Annotated in this window: 18 protein-coding genes; 13 read left to right on the plus strand and 5 right to left on the minus strand. The window is 69.1% G+C overall.

Going from position 1 to position 22,146, the window contains the following annotated elements:
* Nucleotides 1–9: 9 nt before the first annotated feature.
* Complete coding sequence (locus OG884_RS22325) at nucleotides 10–870, plus strand: bifunctional methylenetetrahydrofolate dehydrogenase/methenyltetrahydrofolate cyclohydrolase (protein ID WP_326635790.1); 861 nt, start codon at nucleotides 10–12, stop codon at nucleotides 868–870.
* 290 nt (nucleotides 871–1,160) lie between these two features.
* Here the strand turns inward: OG884_RS22325 and OG884_RS22330 are convergent, their stop codons facing one another.
* Nucleotides 1,161–1,814 (minus strand): FHA domain-containing protein, encoded by a 654-nt coding sequence (locus tag OG884_RS22330; protein WP_326635791.1) that lies wholly within the window; start codon nucleotides 1,812–1,814, stop codon nucleotides 1,161–1,163.
* Nucleotides 1,815–1,995: 181 nt separating this feature from the next.
* Here OG884_RS22330 and OG884_RS22335 point away from each other — a divergent pair, with 181 nt between their 5' ends.
* The 3 genes from OG884_RS22335 (at nucleotide 1,996) to OG884_RS22345 (ending at nucleotide 4,770) form a co-directional block, all read left to right on the plus strand.
* A complete protein-coding gene (locus tag OG884_RS22335; protein ID WP_326635793.1) occupies nucleotides 1,996–3,117 on the plus strand; it encodes a citrate/2-methylcitrate synthase in 1,122 nt (373 codons plus the stop codon).
* Nucleotides 3,118–3,151: 34 nt separating this feature from the next.
* Nucleotides 3,152–3,442: a DUF3017 domain-containing protein gene (locus OG884_RS22340; RefSeq protein WP_326635795.1), complete on the plus strand. Its 291-nt coding sequence runs from the start codon at nucleotides 3,152–3,154 to the stop codon at nucleotides 3,440–3,442.
* A 113-nt stretch (nucleotides 3,443–3,555) separates the two neighbouring features.
* On the plus strand, nucleotides 3,556–4,770 hold the full coding sequence (locus OG884_RS22345) for an NADP-dependent isocitrate dehydrogenase (protein ID WP_326635797.1): 1,215 nt from the start codon (nucleotides 3,556–3,558) through the stop codon (nucleotides 4,768–4,770).
* A 108-nt stretch (nucleotides 4,771–4,878) separates the two neighbouring features.
* Here the strand turns inward: OG884_RS22345 and OG884_RS22350 are convergent, their stop codons facing one another.
* Nucleotides 4,879–6,408 (minus strand): sigma factor-like helix-turn-helix DNA-binding protein, encoded by a 1,530-nt coding sequence (locus OG884_RS22350; RefSeq protein WP_326635799.1) that lies wholly within the window; start codon nucleotides 6,406–6,408, stop codon nucleotides 4,879–4,881.
* A gap of 273 nt (nucleotides 6,409–6,681) precedes the next feature.
* On the opposite strand from OG884_RS22350, the gene OG884_RS22355 reads away from it, so the two are divergent.
* The 3 genes from OG884_RS22355 (at nucleotide 6,682) to OG884_RS22365 (ending at nucleotide 11,233) form a co-directional block, all read left to right on the plus strand.
* Nucleotides 6,682–9,099, plus strand: coding sequence for a protein kinase domain-containing protein (locus tag OG884_RS22355; protein ID WP_326635801.1), 2,418 nt, complete (start codon nucleotides 6,682–6,684; stop codon nucleotides 9,097–9,099).
* A gap of 101 nt (nucleotides 9,100–9,200) precedes the next feature.
* Nucleotides 9,201–10,178 carry a malate dehydrogenase gene (locus OG884_RS22360; protein ID WP_326635803.1) on the plus strand — a complete coding sequence of 326 codons (978 nt, stop codon included), beginning with the start codon at nucleotides 9,201–9,203 and terminating at the stop codon, nucleotides 10,176–10,178.
* A 215-nt stretch (nucleotides 10,179–10,393) separates the two neighbouring features.
* Nucleotides 10,394–11,233, plus strand: coding sequence for a hypothetical protein (locus OG884_RS22365; RefSeq protein ID WP_326635805.1), 840 nt, complete (start codon nucleotides 10,394–10,396; stop codon nucleotides 11,231–11,233).
* Nucleotides 11,234–11,352: 119 nt separating this feature from the next.
* On the opposite strand, the gene galE is transcribed toward OG884_RS22365, so the two are convergent.
* Nucleotides 11,353–12,312, minus strand: coding sequence for a UDP-glucose 4-epimerase GalE (galE, locus tag OG884_RS22370; RefSeq protein ID WP_326635807.1), 960 nt, complete (start codon nucleotides 12,310–12,312; stop codon nucleotides 11,353–11,355).
* A gap of 121 nt (nucleotides 12,313–12,433) precedes the next feature.
* Between galE and OG884_RS22375 the strand changes: the two genes are divergently transcribed.
* The 3 genes from OG884_RS22375 (at nucleotide 12,434) to OG884_RS22385 (ending at nucleotide 15,773) form a co-directional block, all read left to right on the plus strand.
* Entirely contained in the window at nucleotides 12,434–13,747 is a 1,314-nt protein-coding gene (locus OG884_RS22375; RefSeq protein WP_326635809.1) for a hemolysin family protein, read from the plus strand.
* 14 nt (nucleotides 13,748–13,761) lie between these two features.
* Entirely contained in the window at nucleotides 13,762–14,766 is a 1,005-nt protein-coding gene (trpS, locus tag OG884_RS22380; protein WP_326635811.1) for a tryptophan--tRNA ligase, read from the plus strand.
* Between the two features lie 86 nt (nucleotides 14,767–14,852).
* The gene (locus tag OG884_RS22385; RefSeq protein ID WP_326635813.1) at nucleotides 14,853–15,773 is read left to right on the plus strand and encodes a YihY/virulence factor BrkB family protein; all 921 of its coding nucleotides are present in this window, start codon (nucleotides 14,853–14,855) and stop codon (nucleotides 15,771–15,773) included.
* A gap of 96 nt (nucleotides 15,774–15,869) precedes the next feature.
* On the opposite strand, the gene OG884_RS22390 is transcribed toward OG884_RS22385, so the two are convergent.
* Nucleotides 15,870–17,087 carry a D-alanyl-D-alanine carboxypeptidase family protein gene (locus OG884_RS22390; RefSeq protein WP_326635815.1) on the minus strand — a complete coding sequence of 406 codons (1,218 nt, stop codon included), beginning with the start codon at nucleotides 17,085–17,087 and terminating at the stop codon, nucleotides 15,870–15,872.
* 93 nt (nucleotides 17,088–17,180) lie between these two features.
* On the opposite strand from OG884_RS22390, the gene OG884_RS22395 reads away from it, so the two are divergent.
* The gene (locus tag OG884_RS22395) at nucleotides 17,181–17,393 is read left to right on the plus strand and encodes an SCO4848 family membrane protein (RefSeq protein WP_326635816.1); all 213 of its coding nucleotides are present in this window, start codon (nucleotides 17,181–17,183) and stop codon (nucleotides 17,391–17,393) included.
* Here OG884_RS22395 and OG884_RS22400 read toward each other — a convergent pair.
* Entirely contained in the window at nucleotides 17,352–18,803 is a 1,452-nt protein-coding gene (locus OG884_RS22400; protein WP_326635818.1) for a peptide ligase PGM1-related protein, read from the minus strand. The genes OG884_RS22395 and OG884_RS22400 overlap by 42 nt on opposite strands.
* A 533-nt stretch (nucleotides 18,804–19,336) precedes the next feature.
* On the opposite strand from OG884_RS22400, the gene OG884_RS22405 reads away from it, so the two are divergent.
* Together OG884_RS22405 and OG884_RS22410 are read left to right on the plus strand one after the other, a co-directional pair.
* Nucleotides 19,337–20,587: a M20 family metallopeptidase gene (locus tag OG884_RS22405; RefSeq protein ID WP_326635820.1), complete on the plus strand. Its 1,251-nt coding sequence runs from the start codon at nucleotides 19,337–19,339 to the stop codon at nucleotides 20,585–20,587.
* A 371-nt stretch (nucleotides 20,588–20,958) separates the two neighbouring features.
* The gene (locus OG884_RS22410; protein WP_326635821.1) at nucleotides 20,959–22,026 is read left to right on the plus strand and encodes a BMP family lipoprotein; all 1,068 of its coding nucleotides are present in this window, start codon (nucleotides 20,959–20,961) and stop codon (nucleotides 22,024–22,026) included.
* The last annotated feature ends 120 nt before the right edge of the window (nucleotides 22,027–22,146 follow it).

Below are 22,146 nucleotides of genomic sequence, written 5' to 3' on the forward strand. Positions count from 1 at the left end.
GTTGGCATCATGAGTGCGCGTATTCTCGACGGCAAGGCCACGGCGGCAAAGATCAAGGCAGACCTCACGGCGCGGGTGACCGCGCTGCGGGAGCGGGGCATCGTCCCCGGACTCGGCACGGTTCTGGTGGGAGACGACCCGGGCAGCCAGATCTACGTCGCGGGCAAGCACCGCGACTGCGCGGAGGTCGGCATCTCCTCCATCCGCAGGGACCTGCCGGAGAACGCCACCCAGGCCGAGGTCGAGACGGTCATCGACGAGCTCAACGCCTCCAACGAGTGCACCGGCTACATCGTCCAGCTTCCGCTGCCCCGTCACCTCGACACGCAGGCGCTGATCGAGCGGATGGACCCGGCGAAGGACGCCGACGGCCTCCACCCGGCCAACCTGGGTCGTCTGGTCCACATGGTCGACGCGCCGCTGCCCTGCACGCCGTACGGCATCGTCGTGCTCCTGCAGGAGTACGGGGTGCCGCTCAAGGGGGCGGAGGTCGTCGTGGTCGGCCGCGGCATCACCGTGGGCCGCTCGCTCGGCCTGCTGCTGACCCGCCGCTCGGAGAACGCCACGGTCACCCTCTGCCACACCGGCACCTCGGACCTGGCGGCCCACACCCGGCGCGCCGACATCGTCGTCGCCGCGGCCGGGGTGCCACATCTGATCACCGCGGACATGGTGAAACCAGGTGCCGCCGTGCTCGACGTCGGTGTCTCCCGGGTCGACGGGAAGATCGCCGGTGACGTCGCCCCCGGCGTCGGAGACGTCGCGGGCTTCCTCACCCCCAACCCCGGCGGTGTGGGCCCGATGACCCGGGCCATGCTGCTCACCAACGTGGTCGAGGCCGCGGAGAGGCGCGCTCGCGAGCGGGGCTGACCCCGCCGGCAGGCCGGCCCCGCGTGCGGGCCGATCTCACAGAGCCGATCTCACAGAGCCGATCTCACAGAGCCGATCTCACAGAGCCGATCTCACAGAGCCGATCTCACAGAGCCGATCTCACAGAGCCGATCTCACAGAGCCGGTCTGGCGGGGTCGATCCAACAGGGCCGATCTAACAGGGCCGATCCAACAGGGCCGGCTTCGCGGGGCAGACCGATCTCACCGAGCAAGCCGGTCCCTGGGGAGGGACCGGCTCCTCGGGTGGTTCGGTCTCCCGGGCGGCCCGACTACGACGCCCTGCGGTTCGCGGCGGTGGCCGCCGTCTGGGACTCCGCGGCGCCGGTCGCGCGCTGCGGCGGCACCACGGGGGTGGGCCTCACCAGCCCCAGGGCGACGACCTCGTTCGCCAGCCTGGTGCGCCGGTTGGTCCCCTCCGGGATCCGGAACTTCTGGTAGAGACGCAGAAGGTGCTGCTTGACAGCCGCCTCCGTCACCACCAGGTCGTCGGCGATCTCCCTGGCCGTGGCCGGTGCGACGAACGCCTCGTCCGACAGCGCCGGACGGCAGAGCGATGTCAGGACGTCCACCTCCCGCCTGGTCAGCTCCGGTGCCGCGGCGCGGCGGAGCTCGACCTCCGGGGCGAAGTCCTCGCGCGGCACCCCGCCGATCCTGCCTCGTGCCGCGCCGAAGGACACCACGTCACCGTCATCAAGCACCCTCCGGGCGATCGGCCGGCCGTTGACCCGGGTGCCGTTGCGGGACAGGCCCAGGTCAACGACATACAGGTAGGGGCCGCGCCGGACGAATTCCGCGTGTAGCCGGGACACACTCGGATCGGTCAGCCGGATGTCCACTCCACGGCCACGTCCGATCGTCGTGATCTCGGGGCGCAACGGGACCACCTCGCCGGTGTCCTCGATGCGTATGAACGGCCCCTCCACGGCAGTTCCTCCCCAGGTAGCCCGCCGTAACTATTCCTACAGCTCCGGCTTACCCAAACGAGGTGATGGGGAATCGCCTTTGCCAGAAAGAGAATCATTCCTGAAATTGGCCTGGACCTCTTGGGAGGGTTTCCGCTGCTCACAGGTAGACTTCGGGCACAGATAAGCGGAGGAAACACTCATGGCGGACAAGCCCACCAAAGGCCTCGCCGATGTCGTAGCCGCGTCCACAGCGCTCAGTGACATCGACGGTCAGGCCGGTCGCCTCTTCTATCGTGGCTACGACATCCACGATCTGGCCGACCGCACCACCTTCGAAGAGATCGCCCACCTTCTGCAGTACGGCGCACTCCCCACAGGGGAACAGCTGTCGGCGTACGAGGAGGAGCTGGTTCGAGGACGTACGCTCGGCAGACTCGTCGAGGCCAACATCCCGGAGATCGCGGAGAAGCAGGCCCCGATGGAGGCGTTGCGCACACTGGTCTCGCTGGCCGGAGGTGATGATCCGGACAAGGACTCCAACGACCCCGAGGCGAACCTGCGCAAGGCCGCCAGGCTGACCGCGCAGCAGCCGATCCTCGTCGCCCGCTACCACGCGGCCAGGACCGGTGCCGTCATCCCCGACCCGGACCCCGAGCTGAGCGTGGCGGCGAACTTCCTCCTCCAGATCACCGGCCGTACCCCCGGTGAGCGCGAGGTCGAGATCTTCGACACCTGCCTGGTCCTGCACGCCGACCACACGATGAACGCCTCCACGTTCGCCGCCCGTGTCTGCGCCGCGACCCTGTCCGACATGCACTCGGCCATCGTGGCGGCCATCGGCACTCTCAAGGGGCCCTTGCACGGCGGCGCCAACGAGCAGGTCATGCGCACCCTGGAGTCGCTCGACGCGGGCACCGTCGCCCAGTCGGTACGCGACAGGCTCGCCGCGGGCGAGAAGATCATGGGCTTCGGGCACCGCGTCTACAAGACCGAGGACCCGCGCGCCACGCACCTGCGCCAGATGTCGCGGGAGCTCGGCGAGGCCTCCGGTGACGACACGTACTACCGGATGTCGAAGGAGATGGAGGAGGTCGTCTTCGAGACCAAGGGCCTCTATCCGAACGTCGACTTCTACGCGGCGACCGTCTACCACTACCTCGGCATCCCGACGGACCTGTTCACCCCGGTCTTCTCGGTCAGCCGCATGTCAGGATGGACCGCGCACGTCATCGAGCAGCACGCCGACAACCGGCTGATCCGCCCGGACAGCGAGTACATCGGCGAGCGGGACCAGAAGTGGAAGCCGATCGCCGAGCGATGAGCCGGAATCAGATGCGAGAGCGGGGGGTGGGCCGATGAACGCGCGAGCGGTGAACGCGAGCGAGGAGCGTTGGGGGCCGTATCCGCTGGTGGTGGCCGGTGCGGCCGCCGCAATGGTCTTCGCCGTGCTGCTGGACATGCCCGAATGGGGCGGTTTCGCCCTCGGCGCCGTCATGACGCTGGGGGCGCTGGCCCGGCTGGCCGGAGGTGGGCGGCTCGCCGTGCGCCGCAAGGCCACGGACGCCCTCACCCTCGCCGTCCTCGGAATCGCCCTGATGGCGGGCGGGCTGATCCTCGAGTTTCCGGCTCTCATGCCGATGCGATAGGTCGGAGGAACGGGTACGCCGCAAGGCGGCCGGCCCCGTCCGATAGCCTCAACGGCCAGTGAGCCTCAAAAAGGACTGTCTGGCCAATTTAGTTCAGAAGGGGAACCACACGCATGCCCAAGATCAAGGTAGAGGGCCCCGTCGTCGAGCTTGACGGCGACGAGATGACCCGGATCATCTGGCAGTTCATCAAGGACCAGTTGATCCTTCCCTACCTCGACGTCGACCTGAAGTACTACGACCTCGGGATCGAGCACCGTGACGCCACCGACGACCAGGTGACGATCGACGCCGCCAACGCGATCAAGCAGTACGGCGTCGGCGTCAAGTGCGCCACGATCACCCCTGACGAGGCTCGGGTCGAGGAGTTCGGCCTCAAGAAGATGTGGAAGTCCCCGAACGGGACCATCCGTAACATCCTCGGCGGCGTCATCTTCCGCGAGCCGATCATCATGTCCAACGTGCCGAGGCTCGTCCCCGGCTGGACCAAGCCGATCATCATCGGTCGTCACGCGTTCGGCGACCAGTACCGCGCCACCGACCTGAAGATCCCCGGCGAGGGTACCCTGACCCTCACCTACACGCCCAAGGACGGCTCGGAGCCGATCGAGCTCGACGTCTACGACTTCCCCGGCCCCGGCATCGCGATGGCGATGTACAACCTGGACGACTCGATCCGCGACTTCGCCCGCGCCTCCATGCGGTACGGCCTGTCGCGCGGTTACCCGGTCTACCTCTCCACGAAGAACACGATCCTGAAGGCCTACGACGGCCGCTTCAAGGACATCTTCGCCGAGGTCTTCGAAGAGGAATTCGAGGCTGACTTCAAGAAGGCGGGCATCACCTACGAGCACCGCCTGATCGACGACATGGTCGCCGCGGCGCTCAAGTGGGAGGGCGGATACGTCTGGGCCGCCAAGAACTACGACGGCGACGTCCAGTCCGACACCGTCGCCCAGGGCTTCGGCTCGCTCGGGCTGATGACCTCGGTCCTGCTCACCCCCGACGGCCGGACCGTCGAGGCCGAGGCCGCCCACGGCACGGTGACCCGTCACTACCGTGAGCACCAGAAGGGCAACCCCACCTCCACGAACCCGATCGCCTCGATCTTCGCGTGGACCCGGGGCCTTCAGCACCGCGGCAAGCTCGACAACACCCCCGCAGTGATCGACTTCGCGGACAAGCTGGAGCAGGTCTGCGTCGAGACCGTCGAGGGCGGTCAGATGACCAAGGACCTCGCCCTGCTGGTCGGCGGCGACGCCAAGTGGCTGACCACCCAGGACTTCCTGGCGGCGCTGGACGAGAACCTGAAGAAGAAGATGGCCTGACCGGTATCCGGTCAACCCCCGGCAGCAAGGAGAGGGCCGCCCCACGGCGGCCCTTTTCCGCGTTCTCCCGTGCTCTCGCCGTACGGCGGGGGCACGGGGGCGGCAGGGTCACGGGGCCGCCACGGCCCCCAGGACGATCGGGGCGTCGGCGGGGAGGCCGGGCAGGGGGCGCGCCCGTCCGGTGACGGCGTCCACCCGGAAGAGGCCGAGGGGTTCGCCGCCGGCCCTGGCGCTCATCCTGACGACCACCTCGCGGGTGTCCAGCCAGCTCACCATCTCGGCGCCGGCGGGTTGTTCCGTCTTGGGGAGCGGGAGCCGCCTGAAGACCCGCCGCGACTCGGTGTCGATGACATGGAGGCTGTGGGGCTCCTCGCCCTTCCCGGTGACGATCGCGGCGGAGTATCTCCCGCTGGGAGAGTCGGCCCAGGTGTCGTACCTCTTGCCGAGCCAGGCGGCGGCCTTCTCGGTCGGGGGCAGCTGCCCCGCGGACACGGACGTCAGGTCGCCGGTCGTGAAGTCGGTCCGCAGACGACGCTCGCCGAGCGTGACCGTGAAGTGGCGGCCGTTGGAGGAGACGCTCACCAGCGTGCCGTTCTCGGTGTCGGCGGAGGCGAGAACCGGCGACAGGTAGCGCTTCACCCCGCTGCCGAGGTCGTGGGCGACATAGCGGCGCTCAGCCGCGCTGAGGTAGGCGATACGGCGCCCGTCGTGGCTGATGGCGGGAACCAGCCGAGGGTGCTCCCCGCCGTCGCCGCGCGCGAGGCGCTGGGCGGCGTCGGGGACGCTCACCGTCGACTCGCAGGGATCCGAGCCCTCGCACCCGGAAAGGCCGGGAGTGGAGTCCTCAGAGCCGCTGGGGACCAGTTCCAGGGTCCAGCCCGCGCAGGTGACGTCACCGGCCCGCGCCGGGGGCGTGCCATCCGTCTGGACGCCCGGGCCGGGACACCGTCCGGGAACCGCGTAGCGGATCACCGAGGAGGTCCGCGGCGCCTGCCACGGCGCCGGGGTGGTGCTCGGTTCGGGGCTGGAGACCGCTCGTACGGGCTCCTGGGCCTGTGCCGCGTGCGGCCGGTTCCGCTCGCCCAGCGCCGAGTTCCACACCTCCGCGCGCTGGAGCATGACGAAGGCGGCGATCAGGCCGACCGGTACGAGCGCCGCCGCCACGGCGAGAAGGGCTCCCCGGTTGCGGCGCCGCCTGAGCGTGCGCATGGCCCGGGCGCCGAGGTCGGGGACGGACGCCTCGCCCGCCGCGGTGGCCATCCTGTTGACGAGACGGCTCTCGTTGCCCTTGGTGAGGGCCTCGACCCCCTCGGCGATCTCCGTCTGCACGGCCTTCTCCGGCATCCCGAGGACGGTGGCCATCTCGGCACGGCTCCTGCCGTCGTGCAGGCAGGCGACGATGAGGAGCCGCTGCCGGGGCGGGAGCCGCACCAGAGCGGTCGATCCGGCGGCGCTGGGCCGTGCCAGGAAGCGGCGGTAGAGCGCGATCTGGGCATGCGTGGTGGGGTTCTCCCACACCGGCGGCGGCCAGGAGAGGGCGACCGTGTGGAAGGAGCGCAGGGCGAGACGGATGGCCTGCTCGTGGCTACCGGTGAGAAGAAGGGCGGTGCCGACGAGGGAACGCTGATCGCGCTGCACGAACTCGCGATAACCGATATATCGGCGCATGGAAGTTTTTGCTCCGGCTTGCCTGAGGGACGTACAACGGTAGCGATCTAAGCGGCTGGAGCGCCAGATTGGGGTGAATGTCGGAGATTGGGGAGTGGGTGTGTCTGGCATCTCACCATGACACGGGCTGGAGACATGGCCACGTTGTGGGAAAACTGAGGTCACGTCGGGATAACAAAGGGAGGGGGCGGGTCATGGCGCCGTAAAGTTTGCCATGTCGGAGATTACGAGACCGTGGGGACGATGATGTCGGAGATCGCGCCACTGGAAGCGGGAGAGCCGCGCCAGCTCGGGCCGTTCCGTGTCGTCGGGAAGATAGGCGAGGGCGGACAGGGCATCGTCTACCTAGGGATCAACGCCGCGGGGGAACGCGCGGCGATCAAGCTGCTGCACGTGAAGTTCTCCGGCGACGCCGTCGCCAGGTCCAGGTTCGCCAGGGAGGCGCGGGCGGCCCAGCGGGTCGCGTCCTTCTGCACGGCGGGCGTCCTGGACGCCGACCTCAAGGGCGACACCCCCTACATCGCGAGTGAGTACATCGAGGGCAGGTCGCTGCGCGAGGTCGTGGAGACCGACGGTCCTCTGCGGGGCGCCGCGCTGCAGCGGCTGGCGATCGGCACGGCCACCGCGCTCACCGCGATCCACCACGCCTCGATCGTGCACCGCGATTTCAAACCGGACAACGTGCTCATCGCCGCCGACGGCCCCAGGGTCGTCGACTTCGGCATCGCCCGCATTCTCGACTCCACCGGCACGATCACCAGCCGGGCCATCGGCACTCCCGCCTACATGGCGCCCGAGCAGATCTCCGGCTCCGCCGTCGGGCCGCACAGCGACGTCTTCGCCTGGGGGGCGACCATCGCGTTCGCCGCGACCGGCGAGACGATCTTCGAAGGAAGATCGATCGCCGTGGTGCTCAACCGCATCCTCAACCACGAGGTCGACCTCGGCTCGCTGCCGCAGCCGCTGCGCGGTGTGGTCACCTCGGCGCTGGCCAAGTCACCCACCGCCCGGCCCTCGGCGGACCAGATCCTGCTCAGGATGCTCGGTCACCCCGAGACGGTGAACGCCTCGCCCGCGATCCTCACCCAGGGCGTCAAGGTCGCCACCCCCGACGAACTACGATCTCGCGCCCAGAACCGTGATCAGGGCCGCGACGAGCCCCAGGTTCGCGATCAGGGCCGCGACCAACCCCAGGTTCGTGATCGGGGCCATGATGAGCCCCAGAACCGTGATCAGGGCCGCGATCAGCCCCAGGTTCGTGATCAAGGCCGCGACCAACCCCGGTCCCGTGCCCAGGATCAGGGGGTCGACGACGACGCGACCAGTCTCATGCGCACCCCGAGTCACCGGACGAACGTCCCAGGTGAGCCGGTTCTTCCGTCCACCGGGTTCCGGATGGGATATTCCGCCCAGGACCAGCCCTTCCGGCCTGGACAGGAGGGTGCCGGCGGTACGGGTGGTCAGGGGGGCCGGACCGGGCGGTCAGGCCAGGGCGAACGCCGTGAAACCTCCGACCAGGGTGATCTCCCGTCCTCGCACGGCCCCGCGGAGAACCCGCCCCACCCCGACCACCGCCCTTCGGAGCGCCGCCCACCGAGCTACGGTGAGTACCCGTCCTCTCCCGGCTACCGGGAACACGGCTACCGGGAACACGGCTACCGGGAACACCCTTCGGCTCCCGGCTACGGCGACAGCCCGGTGTCCCCGGAACAGGCCGGAGAGGTGCCGCCGCCCAGCTGGCAGGTGTCCGCGACCCGTGTCAGTGAGCCGAAGGCGCCGCGGCGCCCGCGCGGGAGGCGCTGGATCGCCGTCGGGGTGGCCGTACTGCTGATCGCGGGGGCGACGGTCGCCGCGATTCGCTGGTGGCCGAGGACCGTCTCCCAGGGCGAGCCGGCCGAGACCGCCCGCCCCTCATACACCTCGGTGGTCGACAAGGCGGCCAAGACGGGCAAGCTCACCATCGGCGTGCGTGGCTTCCTTCCCGGCATCGCACTGAACAACGGCGGGAAGTGGGGCGGCTTCGAGATCGACCTGGCCCTTGAGATCGCCAAGGCCCTGGGGGTGCCGGAGAGCGGCGTCACCTTCAGGTCCACCGCCCGCTCCGAGCGGCCGAAACTGCTGGCGGACGGTGACATCGACCTGGTCCTGGCGACCTACTCGATCAACGACACCGACGACGTCACCTTCGCGGGTCCCTACTACCTCGCCCACGTCGACGCCCTCGTCAAGGACGGCTCGCCGATCGTGACCGTGAAGGGCCTGGAGGGCAGCCGGATGTGCCAGCCGGCCGCCAGCGTCTCCGTGGCCGCGATCCAGGGCGCGGTCGAGCGGCTGACCCTGGTCCCCGCCGAGACCTACTCCGAGTGCGTCGACAAGTTGCGGGCCGGTGAGATCGACGCGATCCCCGGCGACGACCTGCTGCTGGCCGGCTTCGGTAACCGGGAGAACATCCGCTACAAGCTGCTCGGCCTCAAGCTCACCGACGAGCGCTACGCGGTGGCCCTGAAGAAGGGCGACGGGCGCGCCTGCGAGGCCGTCAGGGGAGCGATCGCCGCCCTCTACCAGGACGGCACGGTCCGCAGGCTGCTCGACAAGCACTTCTCCAGGGTCGAGTTCCCCGGACGGGAAAACCACCTCCCCGCCATGGCCGCCTGTTCCTAGCGCGACGTTCCTCGTCGGATCAGGGCACTCGCCGGATGGTCGTCCAGCGTGGACGGGTAACATCCGAGCGTCACAATTCATCCTTCGAGTGGGGGAAGGTCATGGCCCAGACTCCCGTAAAGGTCACCGTAACCGGCGCCGCCGGTCAGATCGGCTACGCGCTGCTTTTCCGCATCGCCTCGGGCCAGCTGCTGGGCGCCGACGTCCCGGTCAAGCTGAGTCTCCTGGAGATCCCGCAGGCGGTGAAGGCCGCCGAGGGCACCGCGATGGAGCTCGACGACTGCGCGTTCCCGCTGCTGAGCGGCATCGAGGTCACCGACGACGCGAACACGGCGTTCGACGGCACCGGCGTCGCACTGCTGGTCGGTGCCCGCCCCCGGACCAAGGGCATGGAGCGCGGAGACCTCCTCCAGGCCAACGGTGGCATCTTCGGCCCGCAGGGTAAGGCGATCAACGACAACGCGGCGGACGACATCCGCGTGCTGGTGGTCGGCAACCCGGCCAACACCAACGCGCTCATCGCCCAGCAGCACGCCCCGGACGTCCCGGCCGAGCGCTTCACCGCGATGACCCGTCTCGACCACAACCGCGCGCTGTCCCAGCTCGCGGCCAAGCTCCAGGTCCCGGTCAGCGAGATCAAGAAGATGACCATCTGGGGCAACCACTCCGCCACTCAGTATCCCGACCTCTTCCACGCCGAGGTCGGCGGCAAGATCGCCGCCGAGCTGGTCGACGAGACCTGGCTGCGCGACACCTTCATCCCCACCGTCGCCAAGCGCGGCGCCGCGATCATCGAGGCCCGTGGCGCGTCCTCGGCAGCCTCCGCCGCCAACGCGGCGATCGACCACGTCTTCGACTGGGTCAACGGCGCCGACTGGACCTCGGCCGCGATCCCCTCCGACGGCTCGTACGGCGTGCCCGAGGGGCTCATCTCCTCCTTCCCGGTCGTCTCTCGCGGCGGCAAGTGGGAGATCATCCAGGGCCTGGAGATCGACGCCTTCTCCCGCGAGCGGATCGACGCCACGGTGCGCGAGCTTGAGGAGGAGCGTTCCGCGGTGCGTGAGCTCGGTCTCATCTGAGTCGGAACTCGAACAGGGCCCCGGCGTGCCGGGGCCCTTTTGCGTCCCCCTGCGTCGGGGTGTCGCAACGACCTCTTGAACCGAGGCATGCCGGGGCCCTTTCACCTCTCAGGTCACCGGAGTGCGTCAGGCTCCCGGAACGCCCGGACGGCAGCGGGAAAAGGCGGCGTGTCGATCATCGCGGAGCGGTGTGTCCCGGCGTTCAATGATCACCTATGGTCGGGGGATCGCTGTTCAGGGAGCACGTCGCGGTACAGGTCGTCGCAGGGGTGATCTGTCTCGTGCTCGCGGCGGTACCCCGGACGGCGCTCGCCTCGCCGGAGGACGAGGGCTGGGGCGGCGCCGACCTGTCGGTGCGGCTGACTGTCTCCCCGAAGCGCGCGCAACCGGGACAGCCGCTGACCTACCGGGCCGAGGTGCGCAACGCCGGCCCCGGAGACGCGGTGCTGCCGCTGCTCACGGTCCGGCTGCCCGAGCAGGTGGAGGTGATCGGGGTCGATGTCGCCGAGTGTCTCCCCGGTGCCATGGCCGGTGAGGTGGTCTGCGCCGCGACGAAGGACGTTCCCGCCGGGCAGAGCGGCGGGGTGGCGATCAACGGGGTGGTGAGGTCCGGCGCGCGGGGCCCGCTGAGGGCGAGCGCGACGCTCTCCTCCGAGGTCGTGGACGACGACGAGACGAACAACCGCTCCCAGACGCTGACCGAGGTGGACGACGGTACGGACCTCGCGGTCAGGCTCTCGCGCGCGGCGCGCGCGGGCCGTCTGGTCACCGTGGCCGCGGTGGTGCGCAACCGCGGACCGCGGCGTGTCCACGACGCCGGGGTCTTCTTCGACACCGGCGGCGCGCGCCTCATGTCGGCGAGGGGGGCGCGGTGCGACTCCCAGCTCGCCTACGTCGGTTGCAGGCTGCGTACGGTCGGCGCGGGCAGGCGGGTGAGTTTCATGCTCGCCTTCGTGGCCCGCAGGCACGCGCCGCGGGCCGAGGCGACCGTCTACTCCCTGCGGCTGGGTGACCGCCGTCCGGCCAACAACACGGCTCGCTTCAGTTTGAGGTAGGCGTGGCACCCCCGGGCGGCGTGTGGCCGGGTTCCGGCCGTACGTCGCCGGAGGTCACCTCCCCGGACGCGGTGGGCGGGCGCCTTGGGTATGGCGGGAGCGGGTGCGGCGGGAGACGGTCAGCGGATCAGGGCGGCCCAGGCGTCGGCGACGATGTCACGGACCGACGGGTGTTCGGGCTTCCAGCCGAGCTCGCGCTGGATCTTCTCGGAGGAGGCCACCAGCACGGCCGGGTCACCGGCGCGGCGCTCGCGCACGACCGCGGGGATCTCGTGGCCGGTCACCTCGCGGCAGACCGACAGCACCTCGGAGACCGAGAAGCCGGTCCCGCTACCCAGGTTGTAGATCTTGTGCTCGCCCGGCGAGCAGGCATCCAGGGCCAGCAGGTGGGCCCTGGCGAGGTCGGCCAGGTGGATGTAGTCGCGCACGCATGTGCCGTCGGGGGTCGGGTAGTCCGTGCCGAACAGGCTGACGGACTCGCGCTCGCCGAGCGGGACGGCGAGGATATTGGGGATCAGGTGGGTTTCCACGGCGTGACGCTCGCGGTAGACGTTGCCGTCCCCGGCGGTGTAGGCGCCGCCCACGTTGAAGTAGCGCAGGCTCACCGCGGCCAGGCCGTACAGCCCGGCGAAGGTGCTCAGCGCCGTGTCGACCGCGAGCTTGGACGCGCCGTAGGGGTTGGTGGGCCGGGTCGGGTCGGTCTCGGAGATCGGGGAGCGCTCCGGCTCGCCGTACGTCGCGGCGGTGGAGGAGAAGACGATTCTCCCCACCCCGGCGCCCCGCATGGCGTCGAGCAGGGTCAGGGTGCCGCCGAGGTTGTGCGCCCAGTAGAGGCCGGGACGCTCTACGGACTCGCCGACCAGGGACCTCGCCGCGAAGTGGAGCACGCCGTCGATGCCGTTGAGCACTCCGGCGGCCTCGGTGATCGACCCCTCGACGAAGCGGGCGCCCGGTGGCACCGCGTCGGCGTGGCCGGTGGAGAGGTCGTCCAGCACGGTGACCTCGTGGCCCGCCTCGACGAGTTGTGCCGCCACGGCGCTGCCTATGTATCCGGCGCCTCCGGTGACGAGCAGCTTCACAAGGCCTCCTGTTTGATGTTGTTTGTACTTGTTTATTTTTGTAACTCTACGCCAGCATATGCTGGCACATCAAATATCGGCCACCGCCGGAACCGGCGAGCGCCATGACGGAGACGATCTCGTGAACAGCGTCCTGGCGAACATCGCCTTGGTCATGCTCTTCGTACTGATCGGAGGCTTCTTCGCCGCAGCCGAGATGGCCATGGTCTCCCTCAGGGAGAGCCAGGTCAGTCGGCTCGACACTCGCGGGCGCAGGGGGGCGAGGGCCGCCAAGCTCGCCCGGGACCCCAACCGCTTCCTGTCCGCGGTGCAGATCGGCGTCACCGTGGCGACCATGCTCTCGGCCGCCCTGGGCGCCGACACCCTCGCCAGGGACCTCATCCCGGTGGTGACGGGCTGGGGGGTGCCGGGGGCCGTGGCGGACCCGCTCGCCCTGGTGCTGGTGACGCTGGTGATCTCGTACGCCTCGCTGGTCCTCGGCGAGCTCGCGCCCAAGCGGATCGCCCGGCAGCGCGCCGAGGGGATCTCCCTGCTGGTCGCGCCGTTCCTGGACAGGATGGCCGCGCTTTCGCGGCCGATCATCTGGGCGCTGTCCAAGTCCACCGACGGGGTGGTGAAGCTGCTCGGCGGTGACCCCGGCACCGACCGGGAGGAGATCTCCACCGAGGAACTGCGCGAGATGGTGGTGGGCCACCAGGAGCTCACCGACGACGAGCGCCACCTGATCGGCGAGGTCTTCGCGGCGGGCAAGCGGCAGCTCCGCGAGGTGATGCTGCCGCGTACCGAGGTGGAGTTCATGGCCGTCGACACGCGGCTGGCCGAGGCGGCGATCCTGGCCGCGGCCATGCCGCACTCCCGCTTCCCCGTCTACCGCGACTCCTATGATGACATCGTGGGTTTCGTCCACATTCGTGACCTGCTCGACCCGGTGCTGACCGGGTCCATCGAGCCGATCAGCGAGCTGGTGCCGATCCGCCCGATCAAGCTGGTCCCCACCAGCAAGCGGGTGATGGCCACGCTGTCGGAGATGCGCAGGGAGGGACACCACCTGGCGATCGTGGTCGACGAGTACGGCGGCACTGCGGGCATCGTCACCCTGGAGGACCTGGTCGAGGAGCTGATCGGCGACATCCGCGACGAGCACGACGTGGCGAACGAGCACGTCGTGCTGCCCGCAGGGGAGGTCGAGATCGACGGGCTGGCCAACCTCGACGAGGTGGCGGCCGAGAGCGGGATCCGCCTGGCCGACGGCCCGTACGAGACCCTCGGCGGGTTCGTCATGTCGAAGCTCGGCCACCTGCCCGCGCTGGGGGAGCGGGTGGAGATCCCCGGGTTCGAGATGAAGGTCACCGGCATGGACGGCCGCCGGGTCGCCAGGGTCAGGATCAAGCGGAGCACTTCACGCACCGAGGCACCGACCACTCCCGACAGCTGACAGAATTGGTGGCTATGGCCAGTCCTCGCGTCCTGTCGGGAATCCAGCCCACCGCCGACTCCTTCCACCTGGGAAACTACCTCGGTGCGGTGCGGCAGTACGTCGCGATGCAGGAGGGCTACGACGCCTTCTACTGCGTCGTCGACCTGCACGCGATCACGGTGGACTACCGCCCCGATGAGCTGCGCAGGCGCAGCAGGGTCGCCGCCGCCCAGCTCTTCGCCGCCGGTCTCGACCCGGAGCGGTCCACGGTCTTCGTGCAGAGCCACGTCCGCGAGCACACCGAGCTGGCCTGGGTGCTGATCTGTCTCACCGGCATGGGCGAGGCGGGGCGGATGACCCAGTTCAAGGACAAGTCGGCCAAGCACGGCGAGAGCTCGGCCGGCGTGGGGCTGTTCACCTACCCGATCCTGCAGGCCGCCGACATCCTGCTCTACCAGGCCAACAAGGTGCCGGTCGGCGCCGACCAGAAGCAGCACCTGGAGCTCACCCGCGACCTCGCGCAGCGCTTCAACCACCGCTTCGGCGAGACCTTCACGGTGCCCGAGCCGCACATCGTCAAGGGGGTCGAGAAGATCACCGACCTTCAGGAGCCGACGGCGAAGATGTCGAAGTCCTCCTCCTCGCCCGCCGGCATCCTCGACCTGCTGGAGCAGCCGGGGCCGCTCCGCAAGAAGGTGATGCGCGCGGTCACCGACACCGGTTCCGAGGTCCTCGCCGACGACGAGAACAAGCCGGGCATCACCAACCTGCTGCGCATCCAGTCCGCGCTGAGCGGGACCCCCATCGGTGAGCTGGAGGCCCGCTACGCCGGGCAGGGGTACGGCACCTTCAAGAAGGACGTCGCCGAGCTGGTGGTCGACACCTTCACCCCGATCCGCGAGCGGACCGAGAAGTTGCTCGCCGACGAGGCCGAGCTCGACAGGATGCTCGCCGTCGGGGCCGCGCGGGCCCGCGCGGTGGCCGCCGAGACCATGGCCAAGGTCCGCGACCGGGTGGGCTTCCTGCCCACCCCGTGATCCTCCGTGCACGCACGGCTGCTTTTTCACCGCCGTCCACGATCGGTACGGCGGTGATTGGGTAGGGGGCGCACGTGGCAAGTGTGATGGAACGTGTGCAAGCGGGTCGTGAACGGTTCAGAGCGGTGCTGAACGCGACCCGGATCAGATGGCCCTGGTTCGACCATCTGGTCAGGACCTTCCATCGCTACCAGATTCAGTCCGGCGACCGGCTCGCGGGAGCGATCAGCTACTTCGCCTTCCTGTCGTTCTTCCCGATCATCGCGCTGGCCTTCGCGGTGTTCGGCTACTTCCTCTCCGTCAGGCCCAACGCCACCGCGCCCCTGCGGGAGGCGATCAACCAGTACCTGCCGGGTCTCGCCGACAAGCTGCCGATCCAGGAGATCGCCGACTCGCGGGCGAGCGCGGGCGTCATCGGCCTGCTCGGGTTGCTCTACGCCGGGCTCGGCGCGGTCGACGCCCTGCGCGGCGCGCTGCGTGAGATCTCCATGACGACCGAGCCGCCGCTCAACTTCTTCCTGGCCAAGCTCAGGGACCTGTCGGCGCTCGTCCTCCTCGGCACCACCATGGTCGTCTCGGTGCTGGTCGGCGGTTTCGCCACCCAGGCCAGCGGGACCGTGGCCGGATGGCTGGGCCTGTCGGAGTCGGTGGTCGGCACGGTCACGATCCGGCTGGTGGGCGTGGCGGTCAGCGTGCTCGCCGACGTCGTCGTCTTCCTGATCATCCTGCGCTGGCTGGGGCGCTCCAGGCAGCCGCTCCGGGTGCTGCTGCGCGGCGCCCTGTTCGGCGCGGTCGGCTTCGCCCTGCTCAAGCAGCTCGCGGCGCTGATCCTGGCGCACACCCTGAACAATCCCGTCTACGGGGTGTTCGCCGTGGTGGTCGGCCTGCTGGTGTGGATCAACCTCTCGGCCCGGGTCATCATGTACGCCGCCGCCTGGACCGCGACGGCCTCCCTCGGCCCCCCGCCCTCTCCCACCCCGATCCCGGCCAACGCCATCCCCACCTGACCACCGGTGTGAGGCCGGGGCATCGAAGGACACGCCGGCGAACCCGTGAAGACCGGCGAGAGGACGATTCCGCGACCTTTCCCCGGGCGGGGGCGCCTAGCGGAAGCGCCTGCGCAGGCCGTACGCCAGCCAGAGCAGGCCGCCGAGCAGGCCCGCGCCGAGGACGTAGTAGCCGATCGGGACGCCCTCGGCGTCGTGTCTCGAGGCCGCGTCGGGGTTCTGTCCGGAGGCGGGTGCGGGGGTGGCGGGAGACGCCGAGGCGGTCGGGGGAGCGGGCAGCGGGGTGGGTTCGGGGATCGGGTCGACCAGCTGTCCGATCGGGGTCACCTTGCCGCGGTTGGCGAAGCCCCAGTCGAGCAGGTCGGAGACCTCCTCCCAGAAGTAGCCGTCGTGGCGCATGATCGACACGATGATCGTGTGACCGTTGCGCTTGGCGGCGCCGACGAAGCTGCCCAGGGCCTTGGAGGTCCAGCCGTTCTTGACGCCGATCATGCCCTTGTAGCGCCAGAGCAGCTTGTTGTGGTTGCCGATCTCGTAGTAGCCCCTGGGCGCCGGGAATTTATCGGTCTTCGTGCTGATATATCGCCGAAAATCGGCGTTGGCCAGGCCGGCGCGGGCGATCAGTGCCAGGTCGTACGCCGAGCTGCTCTGGCCGGGCTTGTCCAGCCCGCTCGGGGTCTTGGCCACCGTGTCGAAAGCCTGCAGGCGCTTGGCCTCGGCGTTCATGTCCGCCAGGGTCGCGGTCAGGCCGCCGTTGGCCTCGGCCAGCGCCATCGCGCAGTCGTTGCCCGAGACCACCATCAGCGCCTTGAACAGGTCGTCGACGGTGTAGAGGGGCTTGGTGACCAGACCGACCGCGCTGCCCTCCTCGTTCACGGCGCGGGCGCTCGGCCTGATCCTCCGGTTCTTGTTCAGCTTGGGGATCAGGGTGAGCGCGGTCAGCGCCTTCAGCGTGCTCGCCGGAAGATAGCGCCCGTGGGCGTCCTTGGCCGCCAGCACCGCGCCGGTCTCGGCATCGGCGATCACGTACGCCTTCGCGGCGGTCTTGGGAGGGGCCTTCGCGCCCGAAGGGACGATGAGGCCCCGCTCACCGAGCCGGGATCCGCCGACCGGCTCCCTCTCGCCCCGCGCGCGCGGGCCCAGCGAACCGGTGCCCGACGGCAGGCCCCCGAGGTCGTTCAGGAGATCCGCGCCATGCGGACCGGCCGGAGAACCGGTCGCGGGCACGGTCGCGGTCCTGGCCTGTGCGGGTGCGCCGAGAAAAGTGGTCGCCGCGAGCAGCACCCCGACGGGCGCGAGATGTTTGGTCCCCATGATGATCTCAGGGTAGCTTCGTGCCGGTTCGCATGGAGTTAGAGGTGCCCTGACCAGGTACAGGCCACTCGGAGGGATACTGACATCATGCAAATGTCACGAAAGATCGCCGCTTTTCTGATCGGCCTTGCCGCTTTCATGATCTTCGAATGGATCAACCTTGGCTTCAACCTCGCGGACGGCCATCCGACGGCCTTCTACGTGGTCCACGGAATTCTGATCGCCGTCAACATCGTGCTCGCGATCGTGCTCGGTGTGATCGGCCTACGCGGTTGGTCGCAGGGTAAGCAGGGTTCTTCGGTGTAGTTCGGCGGCCTCCTCGGCGGAGTCGCCGATGCTGGTGAACCCCAGCTTGCCGAACTCCGTGACCGCGCCCAGCAGGTGAAGCACGTTCCCGGTGCGGCTCTCGCGGTCGAAGCCGAGGCCCGCGTCGTGGACCAGCTTGACGACCTCCCCGGGGGTGCGGCCCTTCAGTGAGGGGGAGGCGCAGTTGTCCGTCGCCACGTAGTGCTTCGGCCGGCCGTCGCGGATGAGCGTGCCGGTGCCGGGGTCGTACGACGCGCCGGTGGTCAGGATCGCGGCGCCGAGCGGGTGGGTGGTGCCGCCGATGCGCAGGTTGATCTCGCACAGCAACGTCCGGTAGCCGCCGTCGGTCTTGACGGCGAAGAAGTCGACGCCGAACAGTCCCACCACGCCACGGGCCGCCAGGGCCCTGGCGATCCGTTCGGTGTGCGCGCCCAGCTCGGCCCGGTACTCCTGCCGCGCGGGGAAGCTGCAGCCCTGGTAGACGTCCCCGTTGGGGCCGCCGAGGACCTGCTCGTGGGTGGCGACCACGTCGTAGGCGCCGCCGGGGGTGATCCTCGCCAGCGCGCTGGGTGAGCGCAGCGGCCGGTCCTCGATGAACTCCTCGATCACCGCTCCCCGCTCGGCGATCTTCTCGGCGAACGTCGTCCAGCTCTCGTCCGAGGCGGAGAAGCTCGTGGGGCAGGAGACGAGCGGCCGGTCGTCCTTGGTCACGATGGCGTTGCCGAGCCCCGAGTAGCTGTTGTTGAGCTTGACCATCAGCCTGGTCGTGGGGCCCATCGCGCGGGCGGCGTGCTCCACCTCGGTCAGCGAACGCAGGTCGCCGAAGCCCCTGACCGTCGGCACCCCGGCCTCGTCGCCGATCACGCGTCCGCCGCTCTTGGATCCCAGGTGGGTCAGGGAGGTGGCGGGGCCGTACACCGGCAGGGAGAGTATCCCGGCGAGGCGTTCCTCGTACTCGCTCACCACGAACGGCACCATCCAGGCGCCCCCGCCGCCCCCGCCGCCCCCGCCGCCCCCGCCGCCCCCGCCGCCCCCGCCGCCCCCGCCGCCCCCGCGGGCCTTCCGGCGGTCTCCGAGTGCGGTGCGGATGCGCTCGATCACGTCCGGACGGCGCAGCAGCGCCTCGCTGAGCGGGTGCGTGTCAGGATCATCCAAACTGATCATTTGCAGGCGGGTACGGGCCTCGTCCGGATCGTCGAGGAAACTCAGGTAGTAGTCCACGACCGCGTCGTTCACCGGCGTCGAGGTGAGATAGACGACCTCTACCTTCGGCTCTCTCAGGGTGAGGAGAAGAAAGAGCAGTCGTTCCTCGTAGCAGAGGGCTCCGGTGATCCTGCGCAGTTCATCCTGGGGAAGCGACAACGAGGGAAGGACCACCAGCGTGCCCTCGTTCGGTTCAAATATGCTCAAACGCGACTGCCTCTCCCCGAATGGGATGTTAGTGATCATGCGAGGAGTGAAACATGCATTCCTCCCGTTTGCATCACTCCGCCGGGTTCGATGACCGGCACCGGAGGTCAGGTAAGTTGCCAGGTCGGCGATGTTTGGAAGTGGTCCGGGGCTGCCACCCTCCGGCCCGGCCGTCACCCAACGTGACTAACGTCTCGTGGTCAATACGAGTCATCCCTTCTGGTTCTTTCGGGGCAGGAGATGTACGAGGGGGGTATGGGACGGCAAAACATTTGGTGTGGATGTCGGCGAGTTGCTCGCGGGGCGAGATAAAGTCGTTGTCATCGCCAATGCGACGGCTGCCCCGGACAACAGGCCCGCAGCTCCCGCGGCGGCGTCAACCAGCCCGCGCTGACACGGCCCGTGAGACCCACTCCGGCCCGTCGGTGCGGCGATCGCTTTTTTCGAGACTGCCTCATGGGTTTCGAGATCCTGGGCAGTGGCACGGTGCGTCGAGGATTCCGGACCGCCGGCGCGGAATAGGACGGTGAGCAATGCGGGGGCGTAATTTGCGGGGAGAACTCGACACGTTCCTCGCCGGTCGCGAGCAGGAACTGATCAACTTCCGTCGAGACCTGCACATGCATCCCGAGCTCGCGTTCGCCGAATACCGCACGACGCAGCGCATCGCCGAGCGCCTGACCGCCGCTGGACTGGCCCCCTCGGTGCTGCCGCGCGGCACCGGCCTGCTCTGCGACGTCGGCAGCGGCGACGGCCCGACCGTGGCGCTGAGGGCCGACATCGACGCGCTGCCGGTGCCGGACGAGAAAGACGTCTCCTACAGCTCGACGGTCCCCGGCGTGTGCCACGCCTGCGGCCACGACGTGCACACCGCGGTCCTGCTCGGCACCTCGCTCTTCCTCGCCCAGCAGGCCGAGGCCGGCCTGCTGCCCGGCAGGGTCCGGCTGATCTTCCAGCCCGCCGAGGAGCTTCCCGGCGGTGCGCTGGAGGTCATGGCCTCCGGCGGCATCAGCGGCGTCGACCGCATCTTCGGCCTGCACTGCGACCCCCGGCTGGACGTCGGCAAGGTCGGCCTTAAAGCCGGTCCCATCACCTCGGCCTGCGACAGGGTCACGATCCGGGTGAGCGGTCCCGGCGGGCACACCGCCAGGCCGCACCTCACCGCCGACCTCGTCTTCGCGCTCGCCAAGATCCTCACGGAGTTGCCCGCCGCGCTCTCGCGCCGGGTCGACCCCCGATCCTCGCTCAGCCTGGTCTGGGGCCGGGTGGAGGCGGGCTCGGTGGCCAACGCCATCCCGGACGACGGCATCGCCGAGGGCACCGTGCGCTGCCTGGACGAGGCGGCCTGGCACGCGGCCCCCGACATGATCAAATCGCTGCTGGAGTCGGTCGCCGGCGCGTACGGCGTCGAGGCCGAGATGGACTACGCGCGCGGCGTGCCGCCGGTGGTCAACGACAAGGTCAGCGTGCAGATGCTGGCCGAGGCCGCGGAGGGTGTGCTCGGCGAGGGTTCCTCCGTGCCGACGGAGCAGAGCCTGGGGGGTGAGGACTTCGGCTGGTACCTGGAGTCCATCCCCGGCGCGTTCGCCAGGCTCGGCACCCGCGAGCCGGGGACGGCGCACCTGGCCGACATCCACCAGGGCACCTTCGATGTGGACGAGAGTGCCATCGGCACCGGGGTGCGCTTCCTCGCGGCGACCGCGCTGACCGCGCTCTGGGAGGGGCAGCGCCCCGTCGCGGGCGAGGCCCTGATGGCGCTGAAGGCACTGAAGGCCGACAACTGACGCGTTGAGACCATACGGGTCCGGTGGGGTTGGGCTGCCCCGCCGGGCCCGTTGTGCATCCCACGGAACCGACGGCCGAACCAGGAGCCGGAACGGAGAGATTGGTCACAAGCACCGGGCGTTTCCGAAGGGGAGGCGACCGGGGGGGAGAGGCCGGTGGGCCGATGTTCGGAGCCTTGATCCTCCGAAAAGATGTCGGGGGCGAAGTCCTCTCTGGTCACAGTCTCGCTTGAGGTCGGTAACAGGCAGGTTGCGGACTTGAGTGATGGTTTGGAGTGCTCTATCCGACCAACTACATTCCGTCCAGGGTTGCCGTGCGTTTCTTCGCGCGTGCACAAATTCGGTACGGCGAAGAGGACGGAGGAGTCACCTTGCTCCGCAGTCAGTTCGGCAAGATGACGATGGCCACCGCGGCGGGGGCCATGCTCATGGCAGCGGCCGCCTGTGGCGGCGGTACGGATACGGCGGCCAGCCCGGCGGCGAGCGCAGGGGCGAGCAGCGAGGCACCTCAGGCGTCCGGACTGAAGGTCGGCCTGGCCTACGACGTCGGCGGTCGCGGGGACAAGTCCTTCAACGACTCCGCCTACGCCGGCCTGGAGCGCGCGCAGAAGGAACTCGGCGCCGAGATCAAGGACCTCAGCCCGGCGGCCGACGGCTCCAACCGCGGTGAGCTGCTTCGCCAGCTGGCCGAGGCGGGCTACAACCCGATCGTCGGCGTCGGCTTCGCCTACGGCGAGGACATCCAGAAGGCCGCCGCCGAGTTCCCCGACATCCAGTTCGCGGTGGTCGACTCGGCTTCCAACGGGCCGAACGTGACCGGTCTGCTCTTCGCGGAGGAGCAGGGCTCCTACCTCGCGGGTGTGGCGGCGGCCGAGAAGAGCAAGGCGAAGCACCTCGGGTTCGTCGGCGGCGTCGAGAACGACCTGATCAAGAAGTTCCAGGCCGGGTTCGAAGCTGGTGCGAAGTCAATCAAGTCGGACATCAAGGTCGACATCAAGTACCTGACCCCCGACGGCGACTTCAGCGGCTTCAAGGCTCCGGACAAGGGCAAGATCGCCGCGGAGAAGATGTACCAGGACGGCGCGGACATCGTCTACCACGCCTCCGGCGACTCCGGCCTGGGGGTCTTCCAGGCTGCCGCCGCGGCGGGCAAGCAGGCCATCGGCGTCGACTCCGACCAGTACGAGACGGTCAAGGAGGCCGACCTCAAGAAGGTCATCATGACCTCGATGCTCAAGCGGGTCGACGTCGGCGTGTTCGAGTTCATCAAGGCGTTCCAGGGTGGCGCCAAGGGTGGCACCAACAGCATCTACGACCTGAAGGTCGACGGCGTCGGCCTGTCCACCTCCGGTGGCTTCATCGACGACGTCACCGCCAAGGTCGACGAGGCCAAGAAGAAGATCGTCGACGGTTCGATCACCGTTCCCTCGAAGCCGTAAGCCTGTTCCCCGCCCCCTCGGAAAAAGGGGGCGGGGAACGACTTTCGAGAGCCCGGGGGTGACCCCGGGCTTCTCCCTGTCTTGATCACGATCCGTGAGCCGGTTGGTTCTTCAGGAGAA

This window comes from Streptosporangium sp. NBC_01755 (assembly GCF_035917995.1).
Lineage (GTDB): Bacteria > Actinomycetota > Actinomycetes > Streptosporangiales > Streptosporangiaceae > Streptosporangium.

Bases quoted from the DNA above. Each gene is read 5' to 3' on its own strand.
- OG884_RS22340 (WP_326635795.1), top strand. From the start codon at position 3,152: ATGAACGCGCGAGCGGTGAACGCGAGCGAGGAGCGTTGGGGGCCGTAT.
- trpS (WP_326635811.1), top strand. From the start codon at position 13,762: ATGGCCAGTCCTCGCGTCCTGTCGGGAATCCAGCCCACCGCCGACTCC.
- OG884_RS22405 (WP_326635820.1), top strand. From the start codon at position 19,337: ATGCGGGGGCGTAATTTGCGGGGAGAACTCGACACGTTCCTCGCCGGT.
- OG884_RS22395 (WP_326635816.1), top strand. From the start codon at position 17,181: ATGTCACGAAAGATCGCCGCTTTTCTGATCGGCCTTGCCGCTTTCATG.
- OG884_RS22335 (WP_326635793.1), top strand. From the start codon at position 1,996: ATGGCGGACAAGCCCACCAAAGGCCTCGCCGATGTCGTAGCCGCGTCC.
- OG884_RS22355 (WP_326635801.1), top strand. From the start codon at position 6,682: ATGATGTCGGAGATCGCGCCACTGGAAGCGGGAGAGCCGCGCCAGCTC.
- OG884_RS22325 (WP_326635790.1), top strand. From the start codon at position 10: ATGAGTGCGCGTATTCTCGACGGCAAGGCCACGGCGGCAAAGATCAAG.
- OG884_RS22390 (WP_326635815.1), bottom strand. From the start codon at position 17,087: ATGGGGACCAAACATCTCGCGCCCGTCGGGGTGCTGCTCGCGGCGACC.
- OG884_RS22365 (WP_326635805.1), top strand. From the start codon at position 10,394: ATGGTCGGGGGATCGCTGTTCAGGGAGCACGTCGCGGTACAGGTCGTC.
- OG884_RS22345 (WP_326635797.1), top strand. From the start codon at position 3,556: ATGCCCAAGATCAAGGTAGAGGGCCCCGTCGTCGAGCTTGACGGCGAC.
- OG884_RS22360 (WP_326635803.1), top strand. From the start codon at position 9,201: ATGGCCCAGACTCCCGTAAAGGTCACCGTAACCGGCGCCGCCGGTCAG.
- OG884_RS22385 (WP_326635813.1), top strand. From the start codon at position 14,853: ATGGAACGTGTGCAAGCGGGTCGTGAACGGTTCAGAGCGGTGCTGAAC.